This window comes from Halalkalibaculum roseum (assembly GCF_011059145.1).
Taxonomy (GTDB): Bacteria; Bacteroidota; Rhodothermia; order Balneolales; family Balneolaceae; genus Halalkalibaculum; species Halalkalibaculum roseum.
Genome location: NZ_JAALLT010000002.1, coordinates 163,014 through 179,756, shown reverse-complemented (window position 1 = coordinate 179,756; position 16,743 = coordinate 163,014). Strand labels below are relative to the sequence as shown.

12 protein-coding genes and 6 tRNA genes are annotated in these 16,743 nt (G+C 47.7%); 10 read left to right on the top strand and 8 right to left on the bottom strand.

The annotated features are described in order from the left end of the window. Nucleotides 1–6: 6 nt before the first annotated feature. The 7 genes from G3570_RS04935 (at nt 7) to G3570_RS04905 (ending at nt 2,095) form a co-directional block, all read left to right on the top strand. Nucleotides 7–80, top strand: a tRNA-Pro gene (locus tag G3570_RS04935). A 106-nt stretch (nt 81–186) separates the two neighbouring features. Then, nucleotides 187–260: transfer RNA gene (locus G3570_RS04930), tRNA-Arg, on the top strand. A gap of 95 nt (nt 261–355) precedes the next feature. After that, nucleotides 356–426 (top strand) — tRNA-Cys (locus tag G3570_RS04925). 107 nt (nt 427–533) lie between these two features. Then, a tRNA-Glu gene (locus tag G3570_RS04920) sits at nt 534–606 on the top strand. Nucleotides 607–714: 108 nt separating this feature from the next. Next, nucleotides 715–788, top strand: a tRNA-His gene (locus G3570_RS04915). 105 nt (nt 789–893) lie between these two features. Continuing rightward, nucleotides 894–966: transfer RNA gene (locus tag G3570_RS04910), tRNA-Glu, on the top strand. 280 nt (nt 967–1,246) lie between these two features. Then, the gene (locus tag G3570_RS04905; RefSeq protein ID WP_165139898.1) at nt 1,247–2,095 is read left to right on the top strand and encodes a universal stress protein; all 849 of its coding nucleotides are present in this window, start codon (nt 1,247–1,249) and stop codon (nt 2,093–2,095) included. A gap of 96 nt (nt 2,096–2,191) precedes the next feature. Here G3570_RS04905 and G3570_RS04900 read toward each other — a convergent pair whose 3' ends face one another. Both G3570_RS04900 and G3570_RS04895 read right to left on the bottom strand, forming a co-directional pair. Beyond that, entirely contained in the window at nt 2,192–3,013 is an 822-nt protein-coding gene (locus G3570_RS04900) for a class I SAM-dependent methyltransferase (protein ID WP_165139896.1), read from the bottom strand. Between the two features lie 8 nt (nt 3,014–3,021). Beyond that, nucleotides 3,022–3,981 (bottom strand): glycosyltransferase family 2 protein, encoded by a 960-nt coding sequence (locus tag G3570_RS04895; protein WP_249066713.1) that lies wholly within the window; start codon nt 3,979–3,981, stop codon nt 3,022–3,024. Between the two features lie 89 nt (nt 3,982–4,070). Between G3570_RS04895 and G3570_RS04890 the strand changes: the two genes are divergently transcribed. The 3 genes from G3570_RS04890 (at nt 4,071) to G3570_RS04880 (ending at nt 9,008) form a co-directional block, all read left to right on the top strand. Further along, the gene (locus G3570_RS04890) at nt 4,071–4,391 is read left to right on the top strand and encodes a MerR family transcriptional regulator (RefSeq protein ID WP_165139894.1); all 321 of its coding nucleotides are present in this window, start codon (nt 4,071–4,073) and stop codon (nt 4,389–4,391) included. Nucleotides 4,392–4,614: 223 nt separating this feature from the next. Next, nucleotides 4,615–5,490: an MBL fold metallo-hydrolase gene (locus G3570_RS04885; protein ID WP_165139892.1), complete on the top strand. Its 876-nt coding sequence runs from the start codon at nt 4,615–4,617 to the stop codon at nt 5,488–5,490. Between the two features lie 122 nt (nt 5,491–5,612). Further along, nucleotides 5,613–9,008 (top strand): DUF4175 family protein, encoded by a 3,396-nt coding sequence (locus G3570_RS04880; RefSeq protein ID WP_165139890.1) that lies wholly within the window; start codon nt 5,613–5,615, stop codon nt 9,006–9,008. 76 nt (nt 9,009–9,084) lie between these two features. Here G3570_RS04880 and G3570_RS04875 read toward each other — a convergent pair whose 3' ends face one another. The 6 genes from G3570_RS04875 to G3570_RS04850 form a co-directional block, all read right to left on the bottom strand. Then, on the bottom strand, nt 9,085–9,840 hold the full coding sequence (locus G3570_RS04875) for an HAD family hydrolase (RefSeq protein WP_165139888.1): 756 nt from the start codon (nt 9,838–9,840) through the stop codon (nt 9,085–9,087). Nucleotides 9,841–9,883: 43 nt separating this feature from the next. Beyond that, complete coding sequence (locus G3570_RS04870) at nt 9,884–10,906, bottom strand: vWA domain-containing protein (RefSeq protein WP_165139886.1); 1,023 nt, start codon at nt 10,904–10,906, stop codon at nt 9,884–9,886. Between the two features lie 103 nt (nt 10,907–11,009). Next, nucleotides 11,010–12,353 (bottom strand): glycerate kinase type-2 family protein, encoded by a 1,344-nt coding sequence (locus G3570_RS04865; protein WP_165139884.1) that lies wholly within the window; start codon nt 12,351–12,353, stop codon nt 11,010–11,012. A 175-nt stretch (nt 12,354–12,528) separates the two neighbouring features. After that, complete coding sequence (locus G3570_RS04860) at nt 12,529–13,827, bottom strand: exopolysaccharide biosynthesis polyprenyl glycosylphosphotransferase (RefSeq protein ID WP_165139882.1); 1,299 nt, start codon at nt 13,825–13,827, stop codon at nt 12,529–12,531. 1,252 nt (nt 13,828–15,079) lie between these two features. Beyond that, nucleotides 15,080–15,928: an XrtA system polysaccharide deacetylase gene (locus tag G3570_RS04855; protein WP_165139873.1), complete on the bottom strand. Its 849-nt coding sequence runs from the start codon at nt 15,926–15,928 to the stop codon at nt 15,080–15,082. Next, nucleotides 15,929–16,711, bottom strand: a complete 783-nt coding sequence (locus G3570_RS04850; protein ID WP_165139871.1) for a formyltransferase family protein — start codon at nt 16,709–16,711, stop codon at nt 15,929–15,931. Nucleotides 16,712–16,743 lie beyond the last annotated feature (32 nt).

Here is a 16,743-nt window from a genome sequence, read left to right as displayed (position 1 = left end):
CGGTAACGGGGAGTGGCGCAGTCCGGTAGCGCATTCGCTTTGGGAGCGAAGGGTCGCAGGTTCAAATCCTGTCTCCCCGACTTAGTTAAGTACCAAATGTCAAGCGACAAATTTCAAACAAGAACCAAATTACAATATTGAAATTGCTTGAGATTTGAAGCTTGTAATTTGTGTCTTAATCGACAGGCGCCCGTAGCTCAACTGGATAGAGCAATTGCCTTCTAAGCAATAGGTTACAGGTTCGAGTCCTGTCGGGCGTACTAGGCTAAATTCCAAAGAGCAAGCAACAAATTACAATTTATCCATTGGTGCTTGTTTGTTTTTTGGATTTTGAAATTTGAAATTTTGGTAATATGGCGACATGGCCGAGTGGTTAGGCAGAGGTCTGCAAAACCTCGTACGGCGGTTCGAATCCGCCTGTCGCCTCAATGGAATTGGAACACGGATGCCACTGATTGGATTGGATTTTCACAGAAAACAATATATTTCCGTGCAAATTCGTAACATCCGCTTCATCCGTGTTCTATTGTAATGCCGCGTTCGTCTAGGGGTGTAGGACGCCGCCCGTTCACGGCGGTAGCACGGGTTCGAATCCCGTACGCGGTACAGATATAGTTTTGAGTGATTGATTTACTGAGTTATTGATTTAGATTATTACAAAAATATAAATCAATACTCAGGCCCTCAGTAAATCAGTCCCTCAAAACTTATACGGAGCTCGTAGCTCAGTTGGTTAGAGCGCCAGGTTGTGGCCCTGGAGGCCGTGGGTTCAAATCCCATCGGGCTCCCATTTAATGGAACACGGATGCCACTGATTAGATCGGATTTTCGCAGAAAACAATATATTTCTGTGCAAATTCGTAGCATCCGCTTTATCTGTGTTCTATTGTAATGCCGCGTTCGTCTCGGGGTTTAGGACGCCGCCCTTTCACGGCGGTAGCACGGGTTCGAATCCCGTACGCGGTACAGTTATAGTTTTGAGGGATTGATTTACTGAGTTATTGCTTTAGGTTATTATCGAAATATAAACCAATACTCAGACCCTCAGTAATTCAGTCCCTCAAAACTTATGCGTCACTTTTTGCTCAGTTAATTAGAGCGTTAGCTTGCTGCCTTCCCTTGATGGCGTAGATCCACTAAAGATAGGTGAAAACCCTACATTTGAAGTACATTCCCTCCTTACAAAGGATTTTGGTCTATTTGACTAGTATGCTTTCAATAAATAGCCCTAAAACAGGAGAACCTCATGGCTACCGAATTCAAGAATGTCTTCTTCCCCACTGATTTTTCAAAAAATGCGCAAATAGCCTTGCCGATTGCGGCAGAAATCGCGTGGCGAACCGATTCAAAACTTATACTGTTCCATGCCAGTCAGAGTGCGATGGATTTTGCTCCCAATTTCGAAGAGGCAAAAGAAGAGGCCATCAAGAAAGCCGAAGCAGATTTTGAAAGCCTTATTGATGATTTAAAAAAGGATGAGAGGTTTGCCGGTCTGGAAATTGTTACGATACTGCAATCCGGACATCCTACCGTCGGACTCATGGAAAAGTCCAAAAAGTATGACAGCGGTATCATCGTGATGGGTACTAAAGGTGCGACCGGTGACAGAAACGTTATATTCGGTAGCACAGCATCCAGTATCATCAATAGATCGTCCATACCGGTATTGGCCATCCCGTCAAGCAGCAAGTTTGATGATTTCAACCATATCACCTTTACGACTGACTACCATGAGGGTGACTTAGAGGCGATGAAGCAGACGGTGACTTTCGCAAAACTCTTCGATTCTGAAATCAAGGTGATGCATGTAGCGGAAGAGGAGAGCCTATTGTCTGATATAAAATTCAGGGGGTTCCGGGAGCTGGTGAAGGAGGATGTTGATTATGATAAGATCTCTTTCGTGATTAAATATGACTACGATTTTTTCCCGGTGATGGCGGATTACCTGATTGATAACCCGGAAACACTGCTGATCATGGTCAGGCATAAAAAGACCTTCTGGGAAAAACTGGTGGAGCGGGACCATTCGAAGGAGATGGCGTTCTACTCACGGGTGCCTCTCTTGGTTCTAATGGGAAGGTCAGTTCAGCTATAACACAGAGTTACTCAGAGTAGCTCAAAGTAACACAGAGAATCCTTATTCCCTTTACCTTATACCTAAACTCAGTGAAAATCTGCGGCTAAAATTTTTTTATTTTCTAGCCAATGCGTATATGCCAGTACCTCTTTCATTCTTTTGTCTCATATCTAGCTTCATGAGAGTCAGTCCGTACGGCAAGGTGAACAGAAAATATATCACCAGCAACGGTAATACCCACAGCTTGTAGCGGTTCATCCAGAGCATGGGATATTTAATGAGCAGCTCCCAGGCGCGGTGTCCTTTTTCCCCATAGGTGTATTCGACTTCCACCGGTTCCAGTCCCGCGGTTTGCAGTTTTTCCCTGATATCTTCCTTGGAGTAACCCACCCGGGCATGTTCATCCACAAAGGTCTCATCCCCCTCGGCATCTTCTTCGGCATAGATCGATGGAGAATGCATCAATAAGTAACCTCCCTCCTTCAAAGTCGATTGCAGATTGGTAATTACCTTGCGGTCTTCTTCTATATGCTCCAGTACATCGATACAGATAACAAAGTCGTACACCCTGTCAAACCCAGGATCCAGTAAATCCATCTGCTCAAAACGGATGCGGTCGGATTGGTTCATTGCTTCAAAATAGGACCTCGAATCCTCCAGGTAATCTTCCTTTACATCCACGGCAGTTACCCGGACGTTCTCGAAGTGATGGAGGATAAACCGGTCGTACTGCCCGAAACCGGAACCGGCATCGAGCAGCTGCCAGGGACCTTTTCTATCCATATCACCGGCATAGGTTCGCAGCACCCGCCTCACATACCAGCTTCTCAGAAAAAACAGGTCCAGCAGTTTGTAAAAGAGGGTTCTCAGGAATGCGGAATTTCGTATGAGGGAGGCAAATCGGTCTTTGACCGGATCGTAGGCAATGCGACTCATCAGCAGTTCTAGACGGTTTCTTTAATATTAGGGTCCCTGTGCTCCCTTCGGTTTTTGAAAAAGAGTTCTCCCAGAAATCCGATGGAAAAGATCTGCGCACCCAGCACCATCAGCATGACCCCTAGCAGGAGCAGCGGACGATCGCCCAGGATAGCTCCATAGACGATTTTGTCAATCGCCAGGTAGAGGTTGATGATGCCGCCGACCACCAGCAGCAAGACACCGATGGTGCCGAAAAAGTGCATGGGACGCTGCAAGTAATTATTGACAAACACCAGGGATACCAGGTCCAGGAAACCGTGCATGAATCGCGATAACCCGAATTTCGTCTTTCCGAATTTCCGGCTGTGATGTTTTACCACCTTCTCCCCAATCTTATCGTAGCCCTCCCACTTCGCCAGCAGGGGTATATAGCGATGCAGCTCCCCGTAAAGGTGGATATTTTCAATCACTTCCCTCTTATAGGCCTTGATCCCGCAGTTGAAATCATTGAGTTTTATTCCCGTTACCCAGGAGGTCACTTTATTGAAAAAACGGGAAGGAATGGTCTTGGAAAGCGGATCATGACGCTCTTTCTTCCAGCCGCTAACCAGATGATATCCCTCCTCTTTAATCATGCGGATCATTTCCGGAATCTCAAAAGGATCGTCCTGCAAGTCGGCATCCATGGTGGCTACATACCTGCCCCTGCTGCGCTCAAAGCCGGCCTGCAATGCGGTGCTTTTCCCGTAGTTTCTGAGGAACCGGATCCCGTGGACCCAGTTACATTTTTGGGAGAGCTGTTCGATCTCTTTCCAGGAATGATCGGTTGAACCGTCATCCACGAAGATCAGTTCAAAACGGAAAGATTCCGACAGAGCCTCTTCCACTTTTTCGGCGAGTTTTGCCAGGGAATGTTCTTCGTTGAGCAGCGGTACTACTACTGAAAGATCGATGTCAGGTTGTTGCTGTTCGGTTTCAGCCATCATGCGCGGCAATCAAATTTTCTATCAAATGGTTAGATAATATCAGCTATAACATGTATAATTAGCTCTAAAGATACACTTTTAGGTTTCCTATGAAAAAACTTTATTACTCCATCGGTGAAGTCAGCGATATCACTTCGGTAGAAGCCCACGTGCTTCGTTACTGGGAGACGGTATTTAAAGATTTGCATCCCAAGAAGAATAAGGCCGGCAACCGGGTATATAAGGAGGAGGACATCGAGGTGGTTCTGAAGCTGAAAGAACTCATCCAGGATAAAAAATACAGTACCGAAGGCGCCCGCCAGGTGCTGGAAGGCGACGGTGAGGAGCAAGACAAAGAGATTCCCATTTCACTGAAGAAAGATCTCAAGGAGATCCGCCTCTTCCTGAGCAAACTGGCGGATAAACTGTGATTTTTAAACAGGTTCACAGAAATATACCTTGGACTTTCAGCAGGTTCAGCCTAATGGATTATTAAATAGAAATGGCAAAAATGAGCTTATTTCTCGGGAGTACAACTCCCTCTAAGCGGCAATGTGATCCCACAATACTAAATCTGTGAAAATCCGCGGCTTATTTTTACCCGCGGATTTCGCAGATATACGCAGAACCAGTAGTTAATAACAAAATAGATTCATGGAATTGAGCAGTACCAAGATCGGACCCTTTTCACTTCACACTATTGAATGCGGGAGATTTCGCCTGGATGGCGGTGCCATGTTTGGCGTAGTGCCGAAGACGCTTTGGGCGCGGCAGATTGAAGCGGATGAAAAGAACCGTATTCCCATGGCCATGCGCTGCCTGCTGATCACTTCCGAAAACACCGGCAAGGTCTACCTCATTGATAATGGGTGCGGTACCAAGTTTGATGAAAAGTTCGAATCCATATACGCCCTAGATTATGATCATAGCAATCTGCTAGACTCACTGGACTACCATGGCTTCAAACCGGAAGACATCACCGATCTGATCCTCTCCCACCTGCACTTCGATCACTGCGGGGGAACCACTTATTACGATGATGAGGGCGAAATTCAGCACACCTTTCCCAATGCCACGTACCACGTGCCCAAAGAGCACTGGGAAACCGCCAACAACCCGAATGCCCGGGAAAAAGCCAGTTTCTTTGATGAGTATATCCGTCCCATGGAAACATCCGGCCGGCTGAACTTAGTGGAAGAACATCATAGCTATGAAGACGGATTCAGTGCCATCCCCGTGAACGGGCATACCATCAGCCAGCAGTTGCCGAAAATTGAAGCGGAGGGCAAGACCCTGGTGTTTGCCGCCGACCTGTTGCCTACGCATATCCATGTACCCCTGCCCTGGGTTATGGGCTATGACATGCGTCCGGTGCAAACCCTGGATGAGAAGGAGCGTATCTTGAATGATGCTGTTGAGGATAACTGGCATTTCTTCCTGGAGCACGATGCGCAGAAGGAGGTCATTACCGTCAAGAAAGAAGACGGTAAATTCAAGGCCGGAAATTCATTAACGCTTAGTGACCTTTAAACTTTACCACTAAGTGCACTTAGTGTTAGCCCAAAACGTTTTTACATAATAATAAGTTATTATTGAAGTTACTGATAGGTCAGTCAAAGGTATTTCATTAACATCACCAAATTTCATAACAATTGACCAAACCGGCCCACAATGAGCCCGGCAAGAACGTTCCCGGCCTCACGGACATACTCAAAGACAGCTACCGCAAGCTGAACCGGAGACACCGGAACAGCGCCCTGCTGACCGGTTCAATGGTACTGCTGTTTGGCGTGTCGCTGTTAATTCTGACCGAGCAGTTCTTCTACCTTTCTCCTGCTGTCAAAATCAGTTACTGGATCGGGCTGATTGCTATCTCTTTGATCTCCGGATACGCGGTTTACAGTAGGCGTGAGTTCAACTCATTCCGCAAGTTCTGCCGGAAACTGGCCGACGCCCGTTCGCTGCCAGAGCTTACAAACGCCATTGATTTTATTTATAACGACCGGTCAGAGAACTCCCGTTTCTTCGAACTGGCCCTGGAACAAAACCTGAAGAAGGTCAAACGCGCCGACCTCAAATCATCCACCCAAGAATATACATCCGAATCGACGGTAACCGGGAAATTTCGCAAGTTCGGAATGCTTTCCATATTGGGACTCATAATGGTACTCGTTGCTGCATTTACTCTCCCGGATTCCCTCAATCGCTCCCTGGCCGCCTGGGAATCCTACAAAAAACCGAATCCCTTTAGCTATACCGTACTTCCCGGATCGATAACCCTTGAGCAGGGCAATGGCTTTCAGCCAACTATTCGGTTTAACGGGGAAAGACCGTCTAACCTCTCACTGGCATTCAAAACGGACATTGAAGAGGAATTCCGAAGCCGTCAACCATCTGAGCGTATTGAAGATTCCGTGGTTTTTGCTTCCCTATCGCCAAATACCAGTGGCACTTACTATTTTGAAATGGACGGCTACGAAAGCGAGGATTTCCGGGTGGAGGTTCAGCTCCTCCCCCGCTTTAAATCTTTATCCGTAGCGGTAGTACCTCCTGCATACACTGGCTTGGACAGCACCTCCTACAGTTATCCTTTTTCTACCATCAGGGCATACAAAGGCTCCACCCTGCGGCTTTCCGGAAAGCCCAATAAAGTGCTGGAGCGTTTAACACTGATTAGAAAGACCGTTCCGGATACCGTGATGGTGAATTCCATTGAGGAAGAATCCGGTATCTTCACTTACCAATTTGAATTAACTGCCGTAGATACCCTCTCCTTTTCAATGTCAGACGGATTCGGTCTGTCCAATAAAAATCCTTTTGAATTTGTGGTGGAACCGCTGGAGGATGAATATCCTTTTGTTCAGCTAAACCGTCCGGAAGGCAACCTGGAGATGAAAAATCCCGAAGACCTGGTACTGGAGTATGAAGCCTCCGATGACTTCGGATTGACTGGGGCACGTCTTCATTATGAAATACGGCGGGCCTTTAAACAGAATGCTGAAACACAAAATACAAGCATTCCCCTACCGGCCCTAAACCGGTCGGAGACCTATGAATGGACACTAAACGGGTTAAATCCCAAACCACGGGATGTAATCAACTACTGGATTGAAGTCAGTGACAACGATCAAATCAATGGAGCCAAGACTTCCCGTACAAGAAGCCTGACTATTACCTTCCCTTCCCTGACCGAATTCGTGGATGAGCTGGAAAACCGGGAGCGCAATGCGCAGGAAACCCTGCAGGATATTTCCGATTCCTACGAGCAGATGCAGCAGGAGTACGACCGCTTCAAGGAACAGCTCCAGGAAAACCCGCAGGGTGACTGGGAGCAAAAGCAGTCGGTCGATCAGATCAAGAAGCAGCAAGAGGCCATTGATGAAAAAGTTAAAGAGCTGAATGAAGAGTTTGAGAAAATCCGGCAGGAGATTGACAACAGTGACCTGTTATCTGAAGAGAGTCGTCAGGCTTACGAAGAGCTGCAGAAACTGATGAAGGAGATCGACGATCCCGAGCTTGCCAAAGCCCTGGAAGAGTTGCAGAAAGCCCTGGGCAATGTCAGCCAGGAAGAGCTGCGAAAAGCTCTGGAGAACTATGAGTTCAATGAACAACAGTACCAGGAACGACTGAAACGCACGCTGGAACTGTTCAAAACCCTGAAACTAAACAGCGATCTGGATAAGCTGGCCAAAGCCTTTGAAGAGCTGGCCCAAGAGGAGAAGACACTGAGTGAACAGGGTCAGAATAACGCGGAAGAGGCCGGGAAGCAGGAAGCCGTGCAAGAGGACTTAGAAAACCTGCAGAAAGAGCTGGAGAAGCTGTCTGATAATCCGCCGGAAAAAGCGAGGGGCAAACTGGAACAGATGCAACAAGAAACTCGTGAAGAGCTGGAACAGGCCCGCAAGGAGCTGCAGGAAAATATTGAACAGCTCAGAAATAACGAAGGCAATGAGCAGGATAACAACAGCATAAATAAGCAGCAAGAGCGCCTCGAGCAGCAGTTCAATCAGCTCTCTCAAAAGATGCAAAATGCCCAGCAGCAGCTGAATCAGCAAAGAACACAGGTCAATATTGCCGCCCTGCAGTATATTCTGCACTCGCTGATCAACCTGTCACAGAACCAGGAAAAGCTCAGCCAGGAGACTTCCCAGCTGGCCAGTCGCAGCCAGGCTTTTGTGGAAAAGGCCCGTGAAGAGAAGCAGATCCAGCAGCAGTTTACCCAGATTGCCGACTCGCTCTTTAAGGTATCCTCTGAAATTCCCAGCTTTTCCAATACCATCAACCGGAAGAAGAATGAAGTGAGTAATCAGCTTGCTACGGCGGTAGAACAGCTGGCTGAACGTGATAAGTCGCGCGCCATCTTTGCCGAACGTCAATCCTTGGGCGGCATCAATGAGCTGGCCACCATGATTGCCAGCCTGCTCGACCAGCTGCAGAACAGCCAGGGTCAGGGCAGCGGCTCGGGATCCATGACCATGCAGCAGTTTATGGAGCAGCTGAAACAGATGTCAGGCCAACAACAGCAGCTGAACCAGCAGATTCAGGACTATATCAACGATATACAAGGCGACCGCCTGAGCAAGGACCAGGTGGAACGACTGAACCAGATGGCCCGACAGCAGAACCAGATCCGCAAACAGATTGAAGAGCTGCAAAAACGAGGAGGCATGGAATCGGGCGACCAGGTACTGAGTGAGCTGGAAAGGCTCTCCGAAGAGATGGAGCGGACCATCAACGACCTGCGGGGTGGACAGACTGACCCCACGCTCGTAAAACGGCAGCAGAATATTCTTTCCCGCATGTTGAATGCCGAAAAAGCGATGCAGGAACGCGGCGAGGAGGAGCGACGGGAAGGCACATCCGCCGAAGAGGCACCGAACAGCGTATCTCCGGACGTGACTATCGAAGAGCTGCAGCAGCGCATCCGCAATCTATTGAATGACCCTAACCGTACCAAATTCAACGAAGACTACCAGCGGTTGATTGAGCAGTATTTCGAGCTGCTTCGAAATTTACAAACCGGACAAGACACCTCTGCTGTCAATTAAGAATTCTCTGTGCAGCTCTGCTTACTCAGTGTAACTCTGTGTTATAACACGGAGGGGCACAAAGAAGCACAGAGTATCACAGAGATTTGCTACACGACTTATTGTAGTCGATAATTCGCTTATACACCTCTACCACCGCTTCCGTAACTTCAAACTCAACCTCCTCCGCCACTTCCTTTACCGGTGCAATCGCATTCTTCGGTGCAAAGGGATGCCCCACCAGCTGCAAGCCCGGAATATCCCCGCTGCTGTCCCCGATATAGGCCACCTCTGAGGGCTTAATACCCAGGGAGTCGCATAGCATTTGGATCCCGTCTCGCTTGTTGTTTTCCTTGAGGATAATATTGATGGAGATATCCGTCTTGTGCGCTTCAAAGCGCTCGAAGGCATCAGAAATGTGATCTATAATGCGGGGATACGCATCATCAATGACTTCCTTATCAACGTGAATGAGACCCGCATCCATCAGCTTGAAAAACTCTAGCTCCATACCCTCATACCGGGGGATGATATCCGACCGCAGCCAGGCTTTCAGATCTTCCACCTCCTCCTTTGCCTGCTCATCAAAAACGGGACCCACCTGAATGTTGTAATTTGATAACTCATACAGTCCCGCATTTTCAAAAACCACCGGCAGCCGGATATCCAGCCACTGGGCTACCGCCTCCACATAGGGCAGCGGCCGTCCGGAGCAGATACTGATGGGCGGTACCATCTCCTCTTCCCTGCTTCGCCTGTTAATCTCCCGTATCTCCGAAATATGCTGCCAGTCCGGCGTGTGAAAGGGTTTGGTAAGGCAGCCGTCGAGGTCTGTTATGAAAAGCTTTATCATAGATTTTTTATTACCACTAAGTGCACTTAGTCACTAAGTGGTATTAAGATTTGCGGTAGTTATTCAACACCATCGATACCAATAAAAACACCAATCCCGCCCCGGCGAGCCACTGGTATTGGTTCTTGAAATCGGCATACTCCTGGCTGGCGAACTCGCCCTGCTGCAGTTCATCCAGGCGGCCGAGGAATGAATCGATGCCCTCGTTGCCGCCCCGGATCTCATAATACTCGCCTTCGCCCTGCTGGGCAATATCGCGTAGCACTTCGGGCTGCAGCCGGGTGGTGATCACCTTTCCCTCTTTATCGCGCTTGTACCCGATCAGGTTGCCGGAATCGTCATTATAGATCGGAATCGTACTTCCCGCACGGGTGCCGATTCCCAAGGTATAGACCGAGATATTATTTTCGTTTAGTTGGGTAAGCGCTTCGCTGTAAGAGTCCCCGTGGTTTTCCCCGTCCGAGATAATCAGCAATACCTTGGCGGCATCGGTTGCTGACTGCTCATCCTCGGTGGCATTATAGGCCCGCAAAGCGGTTTCCATGGCCGCGCTGAAATCGGTAGTCGAGGTCGGCATCTGGTCGGTGTCGGCGATATTCAGAAACAGGCGCAGGGCCGAGTAGTCGAGCGTCATGGGGGCCTGCAGGTAGGCGTCGCCGGTAAAGATGATGAGCCCGACCCGGTCGCCCTTCAGGCGATCTACCAGGCGGGAAATTTCATACTTGGCCTTCTCCAGGCGGCTGGGCTTGACGTCCTCCGCATTCATGCTCGAGGAGAGGTCCAGCGCCACCAGCAGGTCGACACCCTGCCGCTTCACTTCGCGCACCTCTGTACCCACCTTGGGACCGGCAACCGCCAGCACCAGCAGCGAGAGACCCACAAAGAGGCTGATCATTTTGATACGGTCGCCCAGCGGCCAGAAACCCTTTTGCAGCTTTTTAAAGAGGTCCTTACTGAAATACTTGCTGCGCTGCTCTTCGGTCTTCTTACCGTACCACCAGATACCGGCAATGGCAGCCGGAATCAGTAACAAGAGCCATAAAAATGCGGGGCTTTCCCAAATCATATGTTATTAATAGAAGTAAAATTTGATTCTAAAACGAAGTGAAGATAAGAAAAATTATTTTTTACCACTAAGATTCACTAAGTGAACTAAGTGTCTAAGTGGTTCAAAGAACGAGCACCATCGTCAAATCCATTAAATTATTCCCCGTTGGGCCGGTCTTCACTAACGTCCCCATCTCCTCATGAAAATGATAGGCATCGTTACGTTTTAAATACTCTTCAGGATCCAGTCCCTTTAACCGTGCATTGCCAATCGTCTTCCCATCAACCACCGCCCCGGCAGCGTCCGTGGGACCGTCAATGCCATCGGTACCCATACTCAGCCAGGTGATATGGTCGTACCCGGCTATCTTCAATGCCCCTCTCAGCGCCAGTTCCTGGTTGCGCCCCCCTTTGCCCTCACCGGTGACGTTCACCTTGCTCTCCCCGTAGCAAACCAGCAGGCAGGGCCTCTCAACACTTTTAACCATCTCCTTAGCCCTCCCGGCGACCTCCGAAGCCACTTTTTGAACATCCTCTGTAAAAGGTACATCAGCAACTTCAACGGTCAAATCCCTTTCAGATTTATGTTTTGGGAATTCAGAATTCAGAATTCCGAATTCAGAATGCTTTGCTACTTCTAATACCTTATTTGCCAGCATCTTCGCTGATGCAACTATCTCTATAAAGCTCTTCATTTCCACCGATTTAATCGTTTCTGGATCATTCCCTGACATCCCTCTTTTGATATGCTGTTGCACCGATTGGGGTACTTTTTCCCAAAGGGTATAATTGCTCAGTACTTTACTGGCATCCAAAAAAGTAGAGGTATCGGCCACTGTTGGACCACTCCCAATCACCGCAGGGTCATCGCCCGGTACGTCGGAGATGATCAGGTTGACCAGGGTGGCTTTCTTGTTCAGGTGCCTCAGCAGTTGCCCGCCTTTTATCTGCGAGAGATGCTTGCGGACGGCGTTCATCTCGTGGATATCGGCCCCGGAATTGAGCAGCAGCTCGTGGGTTTGGTTCAACTCTTCAAGGGAAATGCCCTCGGCGGGTTGTACCAGCAGCGAGGAGGTACCGCCCGAGATGCAACAGATCAGGAGCGCCCCTTCCGGGATATCCTTTACAAACTGTATGGCCGCTCTGCCTGCCTGCTCGCTGCCTTCTCCCGGAACGGGGTGCTCGGCTTCGATGGTACAGGCCTCCAAGGTATCCGGTATTTTGGAACCTTTCGGACAGACAACCAGCTTGTGTTCGGGATTCACCCCACCGCAATCCATAACCGCCCGCGCCATTTCAATTGAGGCTTTGCCTGCAGCAAGGAGGTACACGTCTTTGAAAGACTTCAGTGGAAGAGTTGTAGTACCAGTTTGAATGGAATTGTTCTTGAATGCTCCCGCAACAGCATCGTAGGGATTTAAGACTTGGAGGGCATCATTAAAAAGTGAAAGCAGTTTATCTCGCATAATAGGAACCTATTTAGGCTATTTCACAGAGGTACTCAGAGAATCACAAAGTCACACGGAGAACTTAAGAAAGGACTCTAAAACCTAATAACCTAATCACTTCATCACCTAATCACTTAGTACCTTTTTCACTCTGTCACTTATAATAAGTGTACTTAGTGCCCAAGTGGTATTCCTACCGTGCCCCGAAGCCTGTAAAAATCGTCTTGATGGTCATATACACAATAAGAATATCCAACGACAGGCTGATATTCTTTACATAGTATAAATCATACTCCAGCTTGCGGCGGGTGGTTTCCACATCGTCGGCATAGCCGTCCTTGGTTTGGGCCCAGCCGGTGATGCCGGGACGCACTTTATGGCGGTAGGAATAAAAAGGAATCTCTTCATTAAAAAACTCGACGAAATGCTTTTGTTCGGGGCGCGGACCGATGAGACTCATTTCTCCCCGCAACACATTCCAAAATTGCGGTATCTCATCAATACGAAACTTGCGAATGAACCTGCCTACACGGGTGATGCGGTTATCCTCCTCACCGGCAAATTGAGCACCGTTGGTTTCGCTTTTCACCGTCATGCTGCGAAATTTGTACAGGGTAAAGGTTTCACCGTCTTTACCTATGCGCTGCTGCGTGAAGAGCACCGGCCCCCGGGACTCCAGTTTGATACATAAAGCGGTAAACGCCGCAAGCGGTACTATGAAAATGGAAGACAATACAATAAACAGGGTTTCCCAACCTCGTTTCAGAGCAACATATACTTTATTTCTAACCAGATCGTATAGTCCTTCGTGGGCAAGGTAATCCAGATCGGAACGTCCGCTGTATTCTTCAAAAACCGTTGCAGCGTGTTTTACCGATACCCCGTGCAAACTGGCATCAGCGATCTGTTTCAAAAGTTGGGGATCGCTATGCTCGTGCATGTCTATGACAATGGCATCATATTCATTTAATACAGGTTTTTCCGGCAAGCGATGAACCATGGGCCAGTGATGCTCCTGAGATAATTTCTTCAGTTTATTGGTAATCCCCCCTTTTATAATCATAAAATTGCGGGCGGATTCCTTGAATAACAATACTCCGGCCGTAAACCAGGAAAATGTGAAACTATAAGAAATCAACAAGAACCATCGCGAGTAATTCAGACGAAAAGAAGCCAGGATGGTTAGAAGCGCTATAAAAGAGAGTGTTAAAATAAGTATGGATAATCCATAGGTACGGTAGGCCATGTAACTGGAAGATCGATACCGGTTGAACCAGGTGGCCAGATAAGCAAGACCGCAGCCCACGGCCATGGGAATGGACCCGATAGGAATGACGATACTGTTCCAGGTCACATAGGAACTTAGTCCCAGCATCAGCGGCAGACCAATAAAATACCACAAGGCGCTGTTCGCAGGTTCCCTGCTTTGATTATGAATACCCTTTCGAATTTTACCTGACACCGACGACTCCACTAAGAGTTCTTTAAGCATCTCTCCGTCCTCTTCTCTTGTACATATGTTATGTGTTGCCCCTAAACACTGTAAACAATGTTCCTAATAGCCGCCTAATAATACTTTAATTTTAAACAATATCGAAATTAAAATGCTGTAATTTGGTGATTATTTTTCGAAAACTGTCCTATATATTAAGATGTAAAATCGAGAAGCTACACAGTAACAGTCTAATGGAGCATTGAGAAGCTTTCCGCTCTCAGTCTTCAGCTTTCGGCTTTTTACCTTTATATCTATTCTCGGTAACAGGATTAAAGGGAGGTCATTGGTAAAACTCTCAGAGTAGGTAATTTGAAATAAAATCCGGTGTATCCGGGAAAATTATTTTTGGAGCTTTGAGCAATCTTAATCGGGGGTCCGGGGATATTGCGGGAAAGTTAAACTTTAAAAATCTTGATGTGGTATAGCTTGATTTATTGAACGCCTTTTGCCAGAACAATATCTCAATATCCCCGGTGGCTTTTCCCAAAGGGATGCCTGTGGTATTGGTTTATGTAGAGACTTCAATATGTGAATAAATAGTATTTCACCTACAAAACTTTACCTTTATGAGATCCCGGATCAGCGTCCGGGATAACATCGTGGTAAATTGAGTTCAAGATTCCGGAAGTATCGGGGAAAGTTCATGAAGAACCACTAGGTGAGGAAGAGCAATTAATCAATAATAACTATAGCTAAAACAACATCTCGATACTTCCGGTGGGTTTTCCGTAGGGATGCCTGTGGCATTGGTTCGTTTTTGCCCAGTCAAAAATGAACCAATATATATAAATACAGGTCAATAAGATGATTCTTCTCCGTCCTTAGGATTGGAAGTTCCTCGTAACCGCTAAAACAAATGAATTTGAGTATTATATACTAATAGCAGCATTCATACGGGAGTACATCTCCCTCCGAGCGAAGATGGGATTGTGAAATTTCTCTATCTTTGTCATCCTAACCCCTAACTTAAATAACCCCACTCCCCTTAAAGGGTCTTCCCTGCGCAGGCAGGGATCTCATAAAGTTGGGGTAATCTTTACCCACCAAGATGCCTAACAAAGGGTGACGATACCATTGCCCCTTGAAAAGTTGAGACCCATTTCAAATACTATCTCTTTAGGAGATCCCGGACTAAATCCGGGATGACTTTTATGGGATAATGAGTAAATGCCTATAAAACAGATTCATCCAACTTTGGGAGTAGATACACAGGAATGCCTGTTGCACAACTCCCTCTGAGCTGAGGTCCTCATTCTTTATCTAGACACCCCACCAAATCACTCATCGTCTGCGACGGACTAAACGCCTCCATCAACTTACCCAGCCGCCCCTCTACCTTCGACAAATTGGTGTAGTGCCGAAGCCTGGATGTGAAGGACAAACCGGAAACCCGGGGCTGGCCGGGATCGATTTCCCAGGGATGCAGGTAAAAGATATACGGACTTTGCTCGATAATGTGTGCTATACCCCTTTTAAAAAAGGGCCATGGAATCATCCTAAAATACCCTCCCCCACCCCATGGGATGACAGAACCAAACATTCGGAGATTTTGAATAGGTATTTCAAAGAAATTATCGTCGGGATGTTCATAAACACCCGCTCGCTTCTTCGTCCATTGGGCTAGTTCTAGTGTTCCATAACGATCGTGGCCTCCGAAATCATTATAGGACGAATCATACCGGTAGCCGGCACTCCGGATGATTTCGATGTTTTCGTCGTTTACCGAAAAAGAAGGGGCCCTATAGCCAAAAACTTCTTTCCCGCTGATATCTTCCAGTATGGCCTTCGAGCGTTTCAGGTCCGTGGTAATGGCCTCGGAATCCATCTCATAAAGCAGCACATGATTGTACCCGTGGGAAGCAAGTTCATGACCGTTATTAACTATGTTCTTTACGATATGCGGAAACCGTTCTGCTACCTGGCCCAGCACAAAAAACGTGGTCCTACACGCATGGCGGTCCAACATCTCCAGCAGTAGGTTTACATTGGCTTCCACCCTCCACTCCTGTTTGTCCCAGGTTGACAATGGGAAAGAAGGCCTCAGGTTTTCTACCTGGAACCAGTCTTCCACGTCTATGGTGATATACACATCGTGCATTTAAAAAAGCCGTTTCCCTTTGGATTTAAATTCCCGCACATCGCTTCTCCCGGGAAAGGTATAATAGGAACCCTCCTCATCGGGCATGGGTGCATACGATACTTCTTTCTCGTGAAACTGCCGCAAAACCTCAACCAGGGCACCCGCTGATTTCTTCTTCGTCAGCCTTATCAAATCCTCCAGTGAATAACCGGACTTGATCGGAGTTTTTTGTTGATACACAATCTCTCCTTTGTCCAATGCTTCGGTCATGGTATGTACCGTCAACACCGAAAACTCCTCCCCGTGATGCATCTGCCAGAAGTTGGGCAACATGCCGCGGTAATGAGGCAGCGGGGCGTTGTGAAAATTGATGCAGCCATGGGTCGGCAACTCCAGCACTTCTTCATCAAACAGTTCGGAAGCCGCAATGGATACAATCAGATCGATTTCCTGATCCCTAACCCACTGCTTGAATTCACCGTTATTGACGCTGGTAAAGGATAATACGGGGACGTTATGGTGACGGGCCATATTTTCTATGGATACCGGCTCACGGATGAGGTTCCATTCATATCCTTTCGCCCGCAGCTTTTTATAGACGTAGGTAAATCCCTGCCTCATAAAATCAAGGGGACCGTAAAAGGCAAGCATTCTTTTTATTAACCCCCACATCGACTTGTTCCCCAGCGGTTCCTGTACCATAACTCCCTTGCAGGTCCCGGCATAGTCAGCGGCAAAGAATTCCCTGAAAAATATCGGTGTATACAGTATGTCTCCCTGGGTTACAATGATAAACTTCATACCACTAAGTACAGGCTATTAATATAGTTAAT